Below are 15,503 nucleotides of genomic sequence, written 5' to 3' on the forward strand. Positions count from 1 at the left end.
AGCTTCGGCAGCAGCCTTGGCTTCAGCTTCGGCTCTCTCCTTAGCAAGTCTAACCAGCATTTCACGACGCTTGACCAAAAGATCTAACATAATGGCAGCAGCCTCATCAGGAGCAACCTGGTTGCCCAGACGCTCTCTCACCTCACGATATTCAGAAAGCATACGCTCCCTACCCTCCTTGCCTGGCAAAATCCGATAAAGCTGGTCGGCGATGGCATCCACTTGAAAACGGTCAGCAAACATCTCCTGCACCACTTCCTTGTCGGCAATCAGATTCACCAGCGAAATATACTTGCACGACATCACATGCTTAAACGCAAGGCGAACCAGATGCGGCAATGGAGTCTCATAGCAAACCACCTGCGGAACCTCGAACAGCGCCGTCTCCAAAGTAGCCGTACCACTCGTTACCAAAGCCGCCGTACTGTGACTCAGGAGCGGATAGGTCTTATTGCGCACCATCTTGACAGGCGTACCCTTCAGGAACTTCTCATAATAAGAATCCTCGATGGAAGGAGCTCCTGCAAGCACCATCTGGTAATCCTCAAACCGCTCTGCCACCTCAATCATGGCAGGCAGATTATCCTTAATCTCCTGCAAACGGCTTCCGGCAAGCAAAGCAATAATCGGGCGATGCCTGTCCAGATTATTCTCTTCACAAAACTCCACGAAATTCTGATGATATTCCGACCGAAACTCATTCACCTCTTCTGCCGTAGGATTACCTACATAATGGATAGGATAACGGTGCTTTTTCTCGAAGAAAGGCACCTCGAAAGGCAGGATGGAGAAAAGTTCGGCGATATCACGCTTGATACTGCGGATTCGCCATTCCTTCCACGCCCAGATTTTAGGCGAGATATAATAGTACGCCGGAATATTAGTCTTCTTTTTCAAGAACTTAGCGATATTCAGATTAAATCCAGGATAATCTACAAGGATTACCACATCCGGTTTCCATTTCACAATATCTTCCTTGCATCTTTTCATATTAGAAAAGATGGTACCCAGATGCATCAGCACAGGAACAAAGCCCATATAGGCAAGCTCCTTGTAATGCTTGACACGAGTGCCACCTTCGGCAGCCATCAAGTCACCACCGAAGAACCTAAATTCCGCAAACTCGTCAACATTTTTTAGCGAACGCATCAATCTACTGGCATGCAAATCACCACTCGCCTCTCCTACAATCAAATAATACTTCATAATTCAAAGTTCTTGATCCAATCATAATCCGTGATATCAATCTTGGTCGGCGTGATGGCAATATAGCCATGATTCACCGCCCATTGATCTGTATCCGCAGCATCCGGTTCGTCATTGCGATAATCGCCCACCATCCAATAGTATTCATACCCATGAGGGTGCGTACGATGTTCCACCTCGTTGATCCACGAACCATGTGCCATTCTGCAAGCCTTGAAGCCCTTGAACGGAGGCTGTGCCGGGAAGTTAACATTCAGGCAGGTATATTTCGGCAAGCCCTTCTCCAGAACCATCTTCACCACCCGGGTTACACCGTCTCGCAAAGGCGAGAGATCGGCATTCTCATCATAGTTGCAACTACTGAAGGCAATGCTAGGAATGTGCTGCATACATCCCTCCTTGGCTACGCCCATCGTACCTGAATAGTGATTGTTCACACTGGAATTATCACCATGGTTGATACCACCGATTACGAGATCAGGGCGACGGTCCTTGTAGAACTGGTCGAGCGCCAGTTTGACACAATCCACCGGCGTACCGCTGCACGACCAAACCTCCACATCTTCGCCCATATTATGACGGCGCTTCAGTCGCAACGGAGTGGTAGCCGAGAAGGCACAGGCGAATCCGGAGCGGGCACTTTCGGGAGCCACAACGAGTACGTCGCACCAGTCTTTCAGAAAGCGCACGAGGGTCTTGATACCATTGGCATGATAGCCATCATCATTTGAAATTAACACTAAAGGTCTCTTATTTTCCATAAAAATATCTTTCTTTTTGGTGCAAAAGTACGAAAAAACCTTTAAAGAAACATATTTCTCGCATATTTTTTGTATCTTTGCCGAAAAATTCTGTGCGCAAAAGCCATTTTAGACTCGCAGGCGCACACTTCAGGTTATTATATAGACTTTAAAAATGGGAAAAATCATAGCATTAGCTAATCAGAAAGGTGGCGTCGGAAAGACAACAACCACCATCAACCTGGCTGCATCGCTTGCTACCCTGGAGAAAACGGTACTCGTCATCGATGCCGACCCTCAGGCAAACGCATCCAGCGGTCTGGGTGTGGACATCAGCGAGGTAGATTGTTCACTCTATGAGTGCATCATCAACCATGCAGATGTGCGTGATGCCATCTACACTACCGACATCGACGGACTCGACATCGTGCCGAGCCACATCGATCTTGTAGGAGCTGAGATAGAAATGCTCAACCTTAAGAATCGCGAGAAAGTAATCAAGAAACTGCTCGACCCCATCCGCGAAGAATACGATTATATTCTCATCGACTGTTCCCCATCGCTGGGTTTGATAACAGTGAACTCGCTTACCGCCGCAGACAGCGTGATCATCCCAGTGCAATGTGAATACTTTGCACTGGAAGGAATCAGCAAGCTGCTCAACACCATCAAGATCATCAAGAGCAAGCTGAATCCGAAGCTCGAAATAGAAGGTTTCCTGCTGACGATGTACGACAGCCGCCTCCGACTCGCCAACCAAATTTACGACGAGGTGAAGCGCCACTTCCAGGAATTGGTATTCAAGACTGTCATCCAGCGCAACGTGAAATTGAGCGAGAGTCCGAGCCACGGCCTCCCAGTCATTCTCTACGATGCAGAATCAAATGGTGCCAAGAACCACCTGGCACTGGCAAAGGAAATTATCAACAAGAATAGATAAGATTTGGAAATTGAACCCATCAGGAAAGTTCAATGTTCAAAATTCAAAGTTCAAAGCAAAAATGGCAGTACATAAGAAATTCAATAACGGCATAAGAAACAACGCCCTGGGCCGCGGACTCGATGCCCTCATCTCGACAGAGGGAGTACGTACTCAGGGCAGCAGCACCATCAACGAGATACCTCTCGATCAGATCGAGGCAAACCCAAACCAGCCACGACGGGAGTTTGACGAAGAGGCGCTGCGCGAACTCGCCGATAGCATCAGTGCCATCGGCATCATCCAGCCTATCACCCTGCGACAGATTTCGGAAAACCGATTCCAGATTATTGCGGGAGAAAGACGATGGAGAGCTTCACAACTAGCTGGACTCATGGCAATACCTGCCTACATCCGCACCATCAGCGATGAAAACGTGATGGAGATGGCGCTCGTGGAGAATATCCAGCGCCAGGACCTCAACGCCATAGAGATTGCACTCGCATACGAACATCTTCTGGAAAACGAGGGAATGACCCAGGAAAAAATTTCCGAACGTGTGGGCAAAAGCCGTGCTGCCATTGCCAACTATCTCCGACTCCTGAAGCTGCCGGCACAGGTGCAGATGGCGCTCCAGAAGAAAGAAATCGATATGGGACACTGCAGAGCGCTCCTAGCACTCGACAGTCCGTCACTTCAGATCAAGCTCTTCAAGGAAATCCAGAAGAACGGTTACTCCGTGAGAAAGGTGGAAGAGATGGTACAGCGACTGAAAAGCGGTGAAGACGTGGAAAGCGGCAAGAAAACCATCACTGCCAAGACACAGATACCCGAGGAATTCACCATGCTTAGAGAAAAGCTCTCCAAATTCCTCAATACCAAGGTGCAATTCACCTGCTCTGCCAAGGGCAAGGGAAAAATCAGCATCCCATTCAGTAATGAAGAGGAACTGGAGCACATCATGAACGTTTTCGATAAACTGAAACAGGAATAAATCTTGTTTTAATAGAAAGAAATAGATTATTTCGATAAACAGGAACAATTTCATCTGTTCCGAATAAGATATAGAAGAATAAAAAAGTGAATTTAAGATTATCACATATTTGCATTTCGGCTTTACTGCTGGCAACCTCGCTCCAAGTTTCGGCTCAGAAACAGAAGGCGAAGGCAGAAGTAGCCGTTCCTGACTTCGCTGCTGCCGACTCGGCAAGGATGGCGACAGAAGCGGCAAAGACTTCGGTAGATTCTGCCATCACAGCCAAGGACAGCATGAATCTGGCTAAACTCAACAGTTCGCTCAAGCCGATGCAGAAGAAGAAGCGCGATTGGGCTACCTGGCGACCAGATGCCAAGCGCGCCATGTGGCTTGCACTGGTTTTGCCCGGAGCAGGACAGATCTACAACCGCAAATACTGGAAACTACCTATTATATATGGTGGTTTCGTAGGCTGCGCTTACGCCATCACCTGGAACAACCAGATGTATCACGACTACTCGCAGGCCTACCTCGACATCATGGATGATGACCCGAACACGCAGAGTTACAACCAGTTTCTGCATTTGGGAGCCACAATCGATGCCTCTAACATAGAACGCTACAAGGAAATCTTCCGTAAGCGTAAAGACAAATTCCGCCGCTGGAGAGATATGGGAACCTTCGTGATGATTGGCATCTACGCCTTCTCCGTCATCGATGCGTATGTAGATGCATCGCTCTCAGAATTCGACATCTCCGACGACCTCAGCCTCAGAGTGGAGCCTGCCGTGCTCAATAACGGCAGATACAACAACCCGCTGCGTTCAGGCGCACTCGGACTGCAATGCTCACTCACATTCTAAAAGTAACCATCAGAAAACTAAACGAAAAAGAAGCATATAATTAAAATAGAAAACAATAGACATTAGATAATGAAGAAAATAATCATCATGGCAGCAGCGATGCTGTTTAGCTGGCAGGGCATTCAAGCCCAAAACGACAATGCAGAAGACAATGACGATGTGATTACCGTAACCGACAAGGACGGTAAGCAGGAGGAAATCGAAGTTCCTGAAGGTTTGGAAGACAACCTCGACAGCCTTCTTCACCTCTACAATACACAGGCTTACATGATGGCCGACACCTCTTGCAAATACCGTGATGTGAATCCGGTTTTCGAAACACAGGTATATATCGACCGATTGAAGCGACTCCCTACACTTATTGAAATGCCATACAATGAGGTAGTACAGAAGTTCATCGACCGCTACAGCGGCAAACTTCGTCGATCTGTAAGCTTCATGCTGGGTGCCAGCAACTTCTACATGCCTATCTTCGAAGAGGCATTGGAAGCATACAACCTGCCACTGGAGCTGAAATATCTGCCGGTTATCGAGTCGGCACTCAACCCCAAGGCTGTTTCCCGCGTAGGAGCCACAGGTCTCTGGCAGTTCATGCTGAGCACAGGCAAGCGCTACGGTCTGGAGGTGAATACCCTCTACGATGAGCGCCGCGACCCAGTGAAAGCATCTTATGCCGCAGCCCACTACCTGCGCGATCTCTATAAGATCTTCGACGACTGGAACCTCGTTATCGCAGCCTACAATTGCGGACCAGCCAAGGTAAACAAGGCAATCCACCGTGCCAAGGGCGAGACTGACTATTGGAAGATTTATCCATACCTGCCAAAGGAGACACGTGGATATGTACCAGCTTTCATCGCAGCCAACTATATTATGAACTATTACTGCGACCACAACATCTGTCCGATGGTAACCGAGTTGCCAACCAAGACAGACACCGTGGAAGTGAACCAAGATGTTCATATCGAGCAGATTGCCAAGGTTCTCAACATCGATGCCGAGCATCTTCGCAACCTGAACCCACAGTATCGCCGCGACATCATCAACGGCAGTCACAGACCAATGCCTGTACGTCTGCCGGAATCACTCATCGGAGCCTTCATCGACAACAAGGATTCCATCTTCAGTTACCGTGCTGATGAGCTTCTGCAGAAGCGTGATGTGGTAGAAGTCAACGACGATGAACCAAGCTACAGCCGTTCACGCAGCAGCCGTTCACGCAGCAGCGTATCATCTTCACGTAGCAGCCGAAGCAAGTCTTCACGCAACAGCCGCGGCAAGAAGGGCAAGAGCAAGAACGCAAGAAGCAAGAGCGTAACCATCAAGAGCGGAGATACACTCTCGGAGATTGCTGCTCGCAACGGAACAACCGTGAAGAAGCTCAAGAAGCTGAACAAGATTTCGGGCAACAGTATTCGTGCCGGAAAGAAGATCAAAGTGAAATAAAAAAAATAAAATCTATATACTGAAGCCCACGCCCAGGATCGTGGGCTTCAGTAATACATCATTAATCATTTTATAAATAGGAGGGTACAGCTATGGATGACCAGAACTTGAAAGACCTAGAAAGAGAGCAAGCCGACAACAAACTGATCGGTGATGCCTTTCAGCATTTACTCGACACCTACCTCAGCTCGCGACACCGCAAGAAGGTAGATATCGTGACAAAAGCCTTCAACTTCGCCCGTCAGGCGCACAAGGGCGTGCGCCGATTGTCTGGCGAACCGTATATCATGCACCCTATCGCCGTGGCACAGATTGCCTGTGAGGAAATGGGATTGGGTTCTACCAGCATCTGCGCAGCACTGCTCCATGATGTGGTAGAAGATACAGACTATACGGTAGAAGACATCTCCAACATCTTCGGTGCCAAGGTGGCACAGATTGTGGATGGACTCACAAAAATCAGTGGTGGCATCTTTGGAGACCAGGCTTCTGCACAGGCAGAAAACTTCAAGAAGTTGTTGCTCACCATGAGCGATGACATCCGAGTGATTCTCATCAAAATCTGCGACCGACTGCACAACATGCGCACCCTGGAATCGCAGCCAGCCAACAAACAATACAAGATTGCAGGCGAGACCTTATATATATATGCGCCACTCGCCAACCGTCTCGGACTTAACAAAATCAAGACCGAACTGGAAAACCTCAGCTTCCGCTACGACCATCCACAGGAGTATGCCAACATTGAGCATAAGCTTGCAGATACCGAATCGCAACGCGACACCCTCTTTGCACAATTCACCGCTCCTATCCGTGAGGAACTGGATAAGCTGGGTGTGGATTACAAGATCAAGGCACGTGTCAAGAGCCCTTATTCCATCTGGAACAAGATGCAGAACAAGCACGTTTCCTTCGATGAAATCTACGATATTCTTGCAGTTCGCATCATCGTGACTCCAAAGAGCAGAGCCAACGAGGTGAACGAATGCTTCAATGTCTATGTTGCCATCAGCAAGATATACAAGAGCCATCCCGACCGTCTGCGCGACTGGCTGAACCATCCGAAAGCTAACGGATACCAGGCTCTCCACGTTACCCTGATGAGTAAGCAGGGACGCTGGATAGAGGTACAGATTCGCTCCGACCGCATGGACGAGGTGGCAGAAAAGGGATTTGCAGCCCACTGGAAATACAAGGAGGGTGGCGAATATACTGAGGATGAAAACGAGTTGAACGACTGGCTGAGCACCATCAAGGAGATTCTGGACGATCCGCAGCCAGATGCGATGGACTTTCTCGATGCCATCAAGCTCAACCTCTATGCATCCGAAATCTTCGTCTTCACCCCGAAGGGAGAAATCATCACGATGCCTGCCGGATGTACTGCACTCGACTTCGCCTTCCAAATACATACCTTCCTGGGAAGCCACTGCATCGGAGCCAAGGTAAACCACAAGTTGGTGCCTCTGAGCCACAAGCTGAACAGCGGCGACCAGGTGGAAATCCTCACATCCAAGAGTCAGCACGTGCAGCCTGCATGGGTGAACTTCGTAAGCACAGCCAAGGCAAAGAGCAAGATCATGGCGATATTACGCCGTGACTCCCGCGAAGTGCAGAAGAAGGGTGAGAGCATCCTCACCGAATGGCTGCAGAAAAACAACTTAGAGATGACCAACTCGGTAGTGGACAAGCTCTGCGAATTCCACAACATACAGAAGCGCGACAACTTCTTCCAGTCGCTGGGCGAGCACTGCATCCTGCTCGGAGAGAAAGACCTCGATGAGCTGCAGGGCAAGACCAAGAAGCAGAAGCAATCATCGAGCTGGCGCGACTACATTCCATTCCTGGGCAAGAACAAGCAGAAGGAGGAAACGGGCGGCATCGTAAAGCCACAGGAACTCTTTGTGGTGGGCAAGGACTTCAACAAGAAGAAGCCGCTCATCCTGACCGAAGAAAACATCAATCAGTTTATCTTCCCTTCCTGCTGCCACGCCATTCCGGGCGACGACGTGATGGGATTCATCGATAACAAGAACCGCATCGAGATTCACAAGCGTTCGTGCAATGTAGCTGCCAAGCTGAAATCAAGCTATGGCAACCGCATCGTGGATGCCAAGTGGGATATGCACAAGCAGATGCTCTTCGATGCAACCATCGAAATCAAGGGTATCGACCGCAAGGGCATGCTCCTCGATGTGAGCAAGATTATCAGCGACCAGCTGGGCATCAACATCCACAAGCTTACCATCAGCAGCGACAATGGTATCTTCGACGGAACCATCGAACTTCGTATTCATGACCGTGATGAAGTGAAGATCATCATGGATAAGCTCAAGACGATTGAGGATCTGCAGGAAGTGCAGAGAATCTTATAATCTGAAAAGAACAGAGATGGTATCATCATCAAAAAAGAACAAAGATGATATCATTTGAAATCTGGAGCTGGAAGCCTACTGCTTCCGGCTCCAGAATTTCATCAAGCCAAATAAACTACAATCATTAAAACAAAAACAAACAAAACAATGAGTTGATAAGGTATATTTGGGTCGTCCTTGGCGCCCATACGCCAAGACCCTCTTCATGGCCTGGAGCCATCAGCTCAGCAAGAAAGAGGCCAGCAAGATTACCATCGCCGAGGTTTTCGGCGAAGAATGCTGGTAATCCCCTACACTTTACTAATCATAAAGTTCAAAGCTCAATGTTCCAAGTTCAAAGTATTAAACCAGTCCGTCTAGCTGTTTCTTGAGTTCCTTGAGCTGATCTCTTACAGAAATGAGGGTGTCGAGAACGTCAGACGATTTCTCGGCACCCGTTCTGTTTTGACTCAGATACTTACGTGCCGCAGCAATCTTGAATCCCTTCACCTTGATCAGGTTATAGATGAGTTTCACCTGCTCAATATCCTTGTCAGAATATTGACGCACCTTGTTCACACCCACCTTAGGCCTGAGGAAAGGAAACTCCTTTTCCCAATAACGGAGAGTTGACTCCGTTACACCCACTTCCTCAGCCACTTCCTTGATGGAATAGTACAATTTTACGTTTTTATCTGTATTTAAAGCCATTTTTCCAAACTTTAATTTCAAAAATAATTAATTTTGTTGCAAAATTAAGCAATTCTTCTTATCTTTGCAAAGTTTTTCGGAAGAAAATGCCCTTAAGGGCAAAAAATAATCAAAACAGAGGAGAAATACAGCCTCTGAAACAATATTTGAGAATTAAAAAAGATTAATATAAAAGATAATATGATGACAGCTAATGAAGTGCGCGAATCCTTCAAGAAATTCTTCGAAGGTAAGGGCCACAAGATTGTTCCATCAGCACCTATGGTTATCAAGGATGACCCAACGCTGATGTTTACAAACGCTGGTATGAACCAGTGGAAAGACATCATCCTCGGTACAAAAGACCCAGGCAAGGATGTTCGTCGTGTTGATACTCAGAAATGTCTCCGTGTAAGCGGTAAGCACAACGATCTCGAAGAAGTAGGTCACGATACTTACCACCACACCATGTTCGAGATGCTCGGTAACTGGAGCTTCGGCGACTACTTTAAGGAGGGTGCCATTGATTTGGCATGGGAGTATCTTACTGAAGTTTTGAAGCTCAATCCTGCCGATCTCTACGTTACCGTATTCGAGGGTAGCAAGGAGGAAGGTCTGGAACGCGACAACGAGGCTGCAGGTTACTGGGCTAAGCACGTGCCAGCCGACCACATCATCAACGGTAACAAGCACGACAACTTCTGGGAGATGGGCGAAACAGGTCCTTGCGGTCCTTGCTCAGAGATTCACGTGGATTCTCGTACTCCAGAGGAGAAGGCTCAGGTGCCAGGCCGCGAATTGGTTAACAAGGATAACCCTCAGGTCATCGAAATCTGGAACATCGTGTTCATGCAGTACAACCGCAAAGCTGACGGTTCTCTCGAACCTCTCCCAATGCACGTTATCGATACAGGTATGGGCTTCGAGCGCTTGGTTCGCATGTTGCAGGACAAGCACTCTAACTATGATACTGATATCTTCCAGCCAATCATCAAGGAAATCGAGGCTATCTCTGGCAAGAAGTATGGCTTCACTACTCCTACAGGTGAGAATGGTGAGGGCAAGGATGAGCAGGAGAAGATTGACATCGCTATGCGTGTTTGTGCCGACCACCTCCGTGCCGTAGCCTTCTCTATCGCCGATGGTCAGTTGCCAAGCAACGCCAAGGCAGGTTACGTAATCCGACGCATCTTGCGCCGTGCCGTACGTTACGCTTACACATTCCTCGGTCAGAAGCAGGCATTCATGTACAAGCTCGTCAATGTATTGGTAGAGCAGATGGGTGCAGCCTTCCCAGAGTTGCCAGCTCAGCAGGAGCTCATCACCCGCGTGATGAAAGAGGAAGAGGATTCATTCCTCCGCACCTTGGAAAAGGGTATCAACCTCCTCAATGGCGATATGGACGAGCTCAAGGCTCATGGCGAGACTCAGCTTGATGGCGTAAGCGCATTCCGCCTCTTCGATACCTATGGTTTCCCTCTCGACCTGACAGAGCTTATCTGCCGTGAGAATGGTTACACCGTAGATGCTGCAGGCTTCGACGAGGAGATGAAGAAGCAGAAAGAGCGTGCCCGCAATGCTGCTGCCGTAGAAAACGGCGACTGGGAAGTTCTGAAGGAAGGCGACCAGAACTTCGTAGGTTACGACTATACAGAATATGAGTGCCACATCCTGCGCTACCGCAAGGTGACTCAGAAGAAGAACTCTTTCTATGAGTTGGTACTCGACAACACTCCATTCTATGGTGAGATGGGTGGACAGGTTGGCGACAAGGGTGTGCTCGTAAACGAGGATGAGACCATCCAGGTTATCGACACCAAGCGCGAGAACAACCAGAGCATCCATATCGTAAAGGAGTTGCCAAAGGATGTAAACGCTGATTTCATGGCTTGCGTTGATATCGAGAGCCGCGAGGGAAGCGCTGCCAACCATACAGCTACCCACTTGCTCGACTACTGCCTGAAGCAGGTTTTGGGCGAGCACGTAGAGCAGAAGGGTTCTTATGTAGATAAGGATACATTGCGTTTCGACTTCTCTCACTTCCAGAAGGTAACTGATGAGGAGCTCCGCAAGGTAGAGCACATGGTAAACGAGATGATCCGTGCCGACTACGCCCTGGATGAGCACCGCGATACTCCTATCGAGGAGGCTAAGGAGCTTGGCGCTATCGCCCTCTTCGGCGAGAAGTATGGCGATAAGGTTCGTGTGGTTCGCTTCGGTCCATCTGCTGAGTTCTGTGGTGGTATTCACGCCAAGAGCACCGGTAAGATTGGTTTCTTCAAGATTATCTCTGAGAGCAGCGTAGCAGCCGGCATCCGCCGTATCGAGGCTTTGACAGGCAAGGCATGCGAGGAGGCTATCTACGGCTTGCAGGATACCATCGTAGCCTTGAAGGGCTTGTTCAACAATGCCAAGGATCTCGAGGGTGTTATCAGAAAGTACATCGACGAGCACGATGCCCTGAAGAAGGATGTTGAGAAGTTCCAGGCTCAGGCTGTGGAGCGTGCCAAGGATAAGCTTGTAGAGAATGCAAGAGAAATCAACGGTGTGAAGGTTGTTACAGCCGTATTGCCAATGGAGCCAGCAGCTGCCAAGGATTTGGTATTCAAGGTTCGCGAGGCATTGCCAGAGAACATGATCTGCGTAGTAGGTTCTGTTTATAACGACAAGCCAATGCTCAGCGTGATGTTCAGCGATGATATGGTAAAGGATCACGGTTTGAACGCTGGTAAGATGATTCGCGAAGCTGCCAAGTTGATTCAGGGTGGCGGTGGCGGTCAGCCTCACTATGCTCAGGCTGGCGGTAAGAACAAGGACGGCTTGAGCGCTGCAGTAGATAAGGTTGTAGAGTTGGCTCAGCTGTAATAAGCTTCCACATTTGAATATATGATAGAGTTATCTTAACTCTTATATATAATTAAGGTATAAAGGGTTGCAATCCATCTTTTCGAGGATTGCAACCCTTTTTCTGTAAAATGCTGCGCATGATTTCAATATTTTTATTACCTTTGCACCCGAATTGTAAAACATATACATATTTAATATGGCTATCATAAAGACAGTAGAGGGAAAGACTCCCCGATGGGGAAAGAATTGTTTTATCGCTGAGAACGCAGTACTGACAGGTGACTGTATTCTTGGTGATGACTGCAGCATCTGGTATAGTGCGGTATTGCGCTCTGACGTGGATGCCATCAGATGCGGAAACAGAGTGAATGTGCAGGATTGTGCATGCATCCATCAAACCGGTACGATGCCTTGCATTCTGGAGGATGATGTATCTGTGGGACATGGTGCCATCGTCCACGGAGCCACAGTCAGAAAAGGTGCACTCATCGGAATGAATGCCACTGTGCTTGACAAGGCTGACATTGGAGAAGGTGCTATTATTGCAGCAGGTGCTGTAGTTACCCATGGCACCAAGGTTCCTGCACATGAGATTTGGGCAGGTATTCCAGCCAGGAAGGTGAAAGCTTGCGCTCCCGGACAAGCCGAGGAGTTTGCCAAACATTATTCCGGATACATCAAAGACTGGTATCTGAAGGAAGACTAATAATCACTTTTTATAATTATCATAAAATGATAATAAAACGCCATTTTTTATCTTTTATAGAAGATAAAAGTAAAAAATTCCAGTTTTTTATCCATTATAAAAGATAAAAATCGTATATTTGCAGAAAATTTCATTTATAAGTGATAAAAATATGGCAACTATTATTCGTCAATCATATCTCTCCAAGATATTCCTATCTTGGAGAGATTAGCTTCTAAAATTACATCAAGTCACACTTCTCCCCAGTGTTCTTCTCAACCTTCTCGCCATCTTTCAGGATGCGAGCCTTATAGCCAAACTTCTCAAAACCTTTCTGGAGCTTCTCTGGGGTTGTCTTGTCGGCATTATACTGTACTGTGACTGTCTGGTTTGGCACAGAAGTCTCAATGCTTTTGATTCCCTTTTCAAAGCGAAGGTTGCTCTTGATTTTATTCTCACAAGCCGCACAGTGCATCTGTGGGGTTGTGGTGAACACTACGGTCTTGATGTCCTTGGCAAAGGTTACCATTGCCACCATCATCATTGTGAACATTACCAAAATCTTCTTCATAACTTTTCTATTTGCTTTAATAATTCAACATTAAACATTCTCCCTTAAAAGTGTACTCTCACTCCTGCGTAGAACATCCTGCCCTCTACAGGTCCCCAAACCAAGGTTGGCTCGAAATCGCTTCCCCATGGGTTGCTGGCACCATAGATAGGAGTTTTCTGCTTGAAACCAGTCAGGTTCTCGCCTCCCACATAGATACTCCAATGGCGGAACCATCTCGTAACCTGTGCACTCACTTGCCCGAAGCTATGGAAACGAGGAGACCATGACTGGCTTCCATCTGCCAACTGGTAAGGCTCAGGATTTCTGCCTCCACCATTCAACTGCATGGTGGCATCAAATTGCCAAAGGCCAAGTGGTGTCTTATAGGAAGCCGTGAAGAGCGCCTTATACTTACTGGTCAATGGCTTCTCTTTCAAGGTTTTGCCATAATCGTAGGTACACTTCACATCGTTCAGACGATAAGCCGCTGTTATCTCCAAGCCCTTCAGCAATGGATAAGAGGCATCTATCTGGAAGGTGTGCGAATAAGACTTGCCCATCAAATTGCAGATGGAGATAAGCCCCTTGTTGGCATCATAATCCACCACCGCTTGATTCTTGAAGTCGGTATAGTAATACTCAGTGTTCAGTTTCAGTGTCTTGCCAAACATCGGGATGTAGAAAGCGGTACTCATACCATAGTTCCAAGCCTCCTCTTGCTTAAGTCCATCACCCGCAATCTGAAACTCCCTGCCGCTCGCCAAGAGATAGTTGTACTCTGCCAAGCCAAATACCGTGCGATAGCCCTTACCTGCTGACAAGCGGATGCTGATGGCATCGACAGGCGAATACTTCACGTGGAAACGAGGGGTGAAGAAGCTGCCATAAAGCGAACTATGGTCGAAACGGACACCTGCCATCGCTGTCAACTTCGTGCCTAACGTATAGGTGTATTGGGCGTATGCTCCAGGAGTCGTCTCCTTCTCGTTCATTCTCTGCATCTCCGACAAAAGGTAAGGAGAGTCTTCTAGCCCTACAGTCGGTCTTGGTGAAATATTCACATTGGCGCGCTGTCCCAGGTAATCATGGTTGACACTCAAACCTACCGACAAATTGTGTTGATGAGTAAAATTGGTCTCAAACATCAGCGAGCCATAGAGATTTTTCTCATTGAGGTTGTAGAACCTGTTGCCATACTGGGCATCGAGCTGGTGCATCGAAGCCGAGGACATGAAGGCAATATTGGTGCCATGCTCATGATTGAGAATGAAGGCATGTTTCATATAACCCTCATAACGGTTGGTATGGAGCTTGATTCTGTAAATATCATCACTATGAACATGCTCCTCATCCTGCCCGCTGGTACGAATCTCCTTCAAAGCCCCAAGTCCACCATGGAAGATGTAGTTCTTGTCTTTATACACCCAACGGTTTTGCACATTATATTGTTCCCTGCCTGGCATATCATAGAAACCATCACCATTATCATCATGGTTTTTGAGGATATTCTCATGATGCAACAATATCTCCGTTGCCCACTTATCCGACAGATGAACATTGGCATCGGCATTTGCCTCGATTCGGCTCTTGGTATCGCCAAAGAGGTTCACCTCCACCTGTTGCTCATCCTCTGGTTGCAAGTAATCCACATTGATTTGCCCCGTAATCGACTCATAGCCATTCTTCACCGAAGCACAGCCCTTCGATACCTGAATGCCTTTCATCCAAGGACCTGGCACATACCCCAAAGCGTAAGGGATGGCTGCACCACGGAAGTTAGGGAGATTCTCGGTGAGCATCTGTACGTAAGTGCCCGAAAGACCAAGGAGTTTGATTTGTCTTGCGCCCGTCGTGGCATCATTATAAGCCACATCCACCGATGGATTGGTCGTAAAACTCTCGCCCAGGTTGCAACAAGCCGCCTTGAAGAGTTCATCCTTGTTCACGGCGATGCCATTCACGGCACCAGCCAATCGGGAAGTGCCCGACTTGCGAGCCACCACCTTCACCTCCTGCAAGGTCTCGTCCTTGAAAATGGAATCCAGAGAGGAGGAATCTACAGAGTTATTTTCTACAGAATTATTATATGATGATGACAGAGACACAACCTCTGTCTTACTATTTTTTGCATAAGTCTCAGCACCAATAACCAGCAAGGTACTGAGCAACAGATATCTTGAATACATAAATATATTTCCTTTTATCCGAATCTTAAATCTTCGCT

Annotated in this window: 11 protein-coding genes and 2 pseudogenes; 8 read left to right on the forward strand and 5 right to left on the reverse strand. The window is 47.8% G+C overall.

From position 1 onward, the window contains the following. Positions 1 to 66: 66 nt before the first annotated feature. Together lpxB and surE are read right to left on the reverse strand one after the other, a co-directional pair. Positions 67 to 1,206, reverse strand: a pseudogene (gene lpxB, locus CFT61_RS13125) (lipid-A-disaccharide synthase); the annotation flags it as partial. After that, the gene (surE, locus tag CFT61_RS13130; protein WP_176425608.1) at positions 1,203 to 1,967 is read right to left on the reverse strand and encodes a 5'/3'-nucleotidase SurE; all 765 of its coding nucleotides are present in this window, start codon (positions 1,965 to 1,967) and stop codon (positions 1,203 to 1,205) included. The gene surE and the pseudogene lpxB, both read right to left, overlap by 4 nt. 154 nt (positions 1,968 to 2,121) lie before the next feature. On the opposite strand from surE, the gene CFT61_RS13135 reads away from it, so the two are divergent. The 6 genes and pseudogenes from CFT61_RS13135 to CFT61_RS16640 form a co-directional block, all read left to right on the forward strand. Next, positions 2,122 to 2,886, forward strand: a complete 765-nt coding sequence (locus CFT61_RS13135; protein WP_089544868.1) for a ParA family protein — start codon at positions 2,122 to 2,124, stop codon at positions 2,884 to 2,886. Between the two features lie 61 nt (positions 2,887 to 2,947). Then, a complete protein-coding gene (locus CFT61_RS13140) occupies positions 2,948 to 3,859 on the forward strand; it encodes a ParB/RepB/Spo0J family partition protein (protein WP_089544894.1) in 912 nt (303 codons plus the stop codon). Between the two features lie 86 nt (positions 3,860 to 3,945). Beyond that, a complete protein-coding gene (locus tag CFT61_RS13145) occupies positions 3,946 to 4,704 on the forward strand; it encodes a DUF5683 domain-containing protein (RefSeq protein WP_089544869.1) in 759 nt (252 codons plus the stop codon). A 69-nt stretch (positions 4,705 to 4,773) separates the two neighbouring features. Beyond that, positions 4,774 to 6,150, forward strand: coding sequence for a lytic transglycosylase domain-containing protein (locus CFT61_RS13150; RefSeq protein ID WP_089544870.1), 1,377 nt, complete (start codon positions 4,774 to 4,776; stop codon positions 6,148 to 6,150). A 92-nt stretch (positions 6,151 to 6,242) separates the two neighbouring features. After that, positions 6,243 to 8,525 carry a RelA/SpoT family protein gene (locus CFT61_RS13155; protein WP_089544871.1) on the forward strand — a complete coding sequence of 761 codons (2,283 nt, stop codon included), beginning with the start codon at positions 6,243 to 6,245 and terminating at the stop codon, positions 8,523 to 8,525. Between the two features lie 151 nt (positions 8,526 to 8,676). Next, positions 8,677 to 8,811, forward strand: a pseudogene (locus CFT61_RS16640) (pectinesterase family protein); the annotation flags it as partial. Between the two features lie 56 nt (positions 8,812 to 8,867). Here the strand turns inward: CFT61_RS16640 and CFT61_RS13160 are convergent. After that, positions 8,868 to 9,215 carry a MerR family transcriptional regulator gene (locus tag CFT61_RS13160; RefSeq protein WP_089544872.1) on the reverse strand — a complete coding sequence of 116 codons (348 nt, stop codon included), beginning with the start codon at positions 9,213 to 9,215 and terminating at the stop codon, positions 8,868 to 8,870. Between the two features lie 180 nt (positions 9,216 to 9,395). Between CFT61_RS13160 and alaS the strand changes: the two genes are divergently transcribed. Next, a complete protein-coding gene (alaS, locus tag CFT61_RS13165) occupies positions 9,396 to 12,059 on the forward strand; it encodes an alanine--tRNA ligase (RefSeq protein ID WP_089544873.1) in 2,664 nt (887 codons plus the stop codon). A gap of 178 nt (positions 12,060 to 12,237) precedes the next feature. Then, positions 12,238 to 12,747, forward strand: coding sequence for a gamma carbonic anhydrase family protein (locus tag CFT61_RS13170; RefSeq protein WP_089544874.1), 510 nt, complete (start codon positions 12,238 to 12,240; stop codon positions 12,745 to 12,747). A gap of 220 nt (positions 12,748 to 12,967) precedes the next feature. Here CFT61_RS13170 and CFT61_RS13175 read toward each other — a convergent pair whose 3' ends face one another. Beyond that, complete coding sequence (locus CFT61_RS13175) at positions 12,968 to 13,297, reverse strand: cation transporter (protein WP_089544875.1); 330 nt, start codon at positions 13,295 to 13,297, stop codon at positions 12,968 to 12,970. 44 nt (positions 13,298 to 13,341) lie between these two features. Continuing rightward, complete coding sequence (locus tag CFT61_RS13180; RefSeq protein ID WP_176425609.1) at positions 13,342 to 15,465, reverse strand: TonB-dependent receptor plug domain-containing protein; 2,124 nt, start codon at positions 15,463 to 15,465, stop codon at positions 13,342 to 13,344. Positions 15,466 to 15,503: the final 38 nt, after the last annotated feature.

Origin of the sequence: Segatella copri (genome assembly GCF_002224675.1) — a bacterium.
GTDB lineage: Bacteria > Bacteroidota > Bacteroidia > Bacteroidales > Bacteroidaceae > Prevotella > Prevotella copri_U.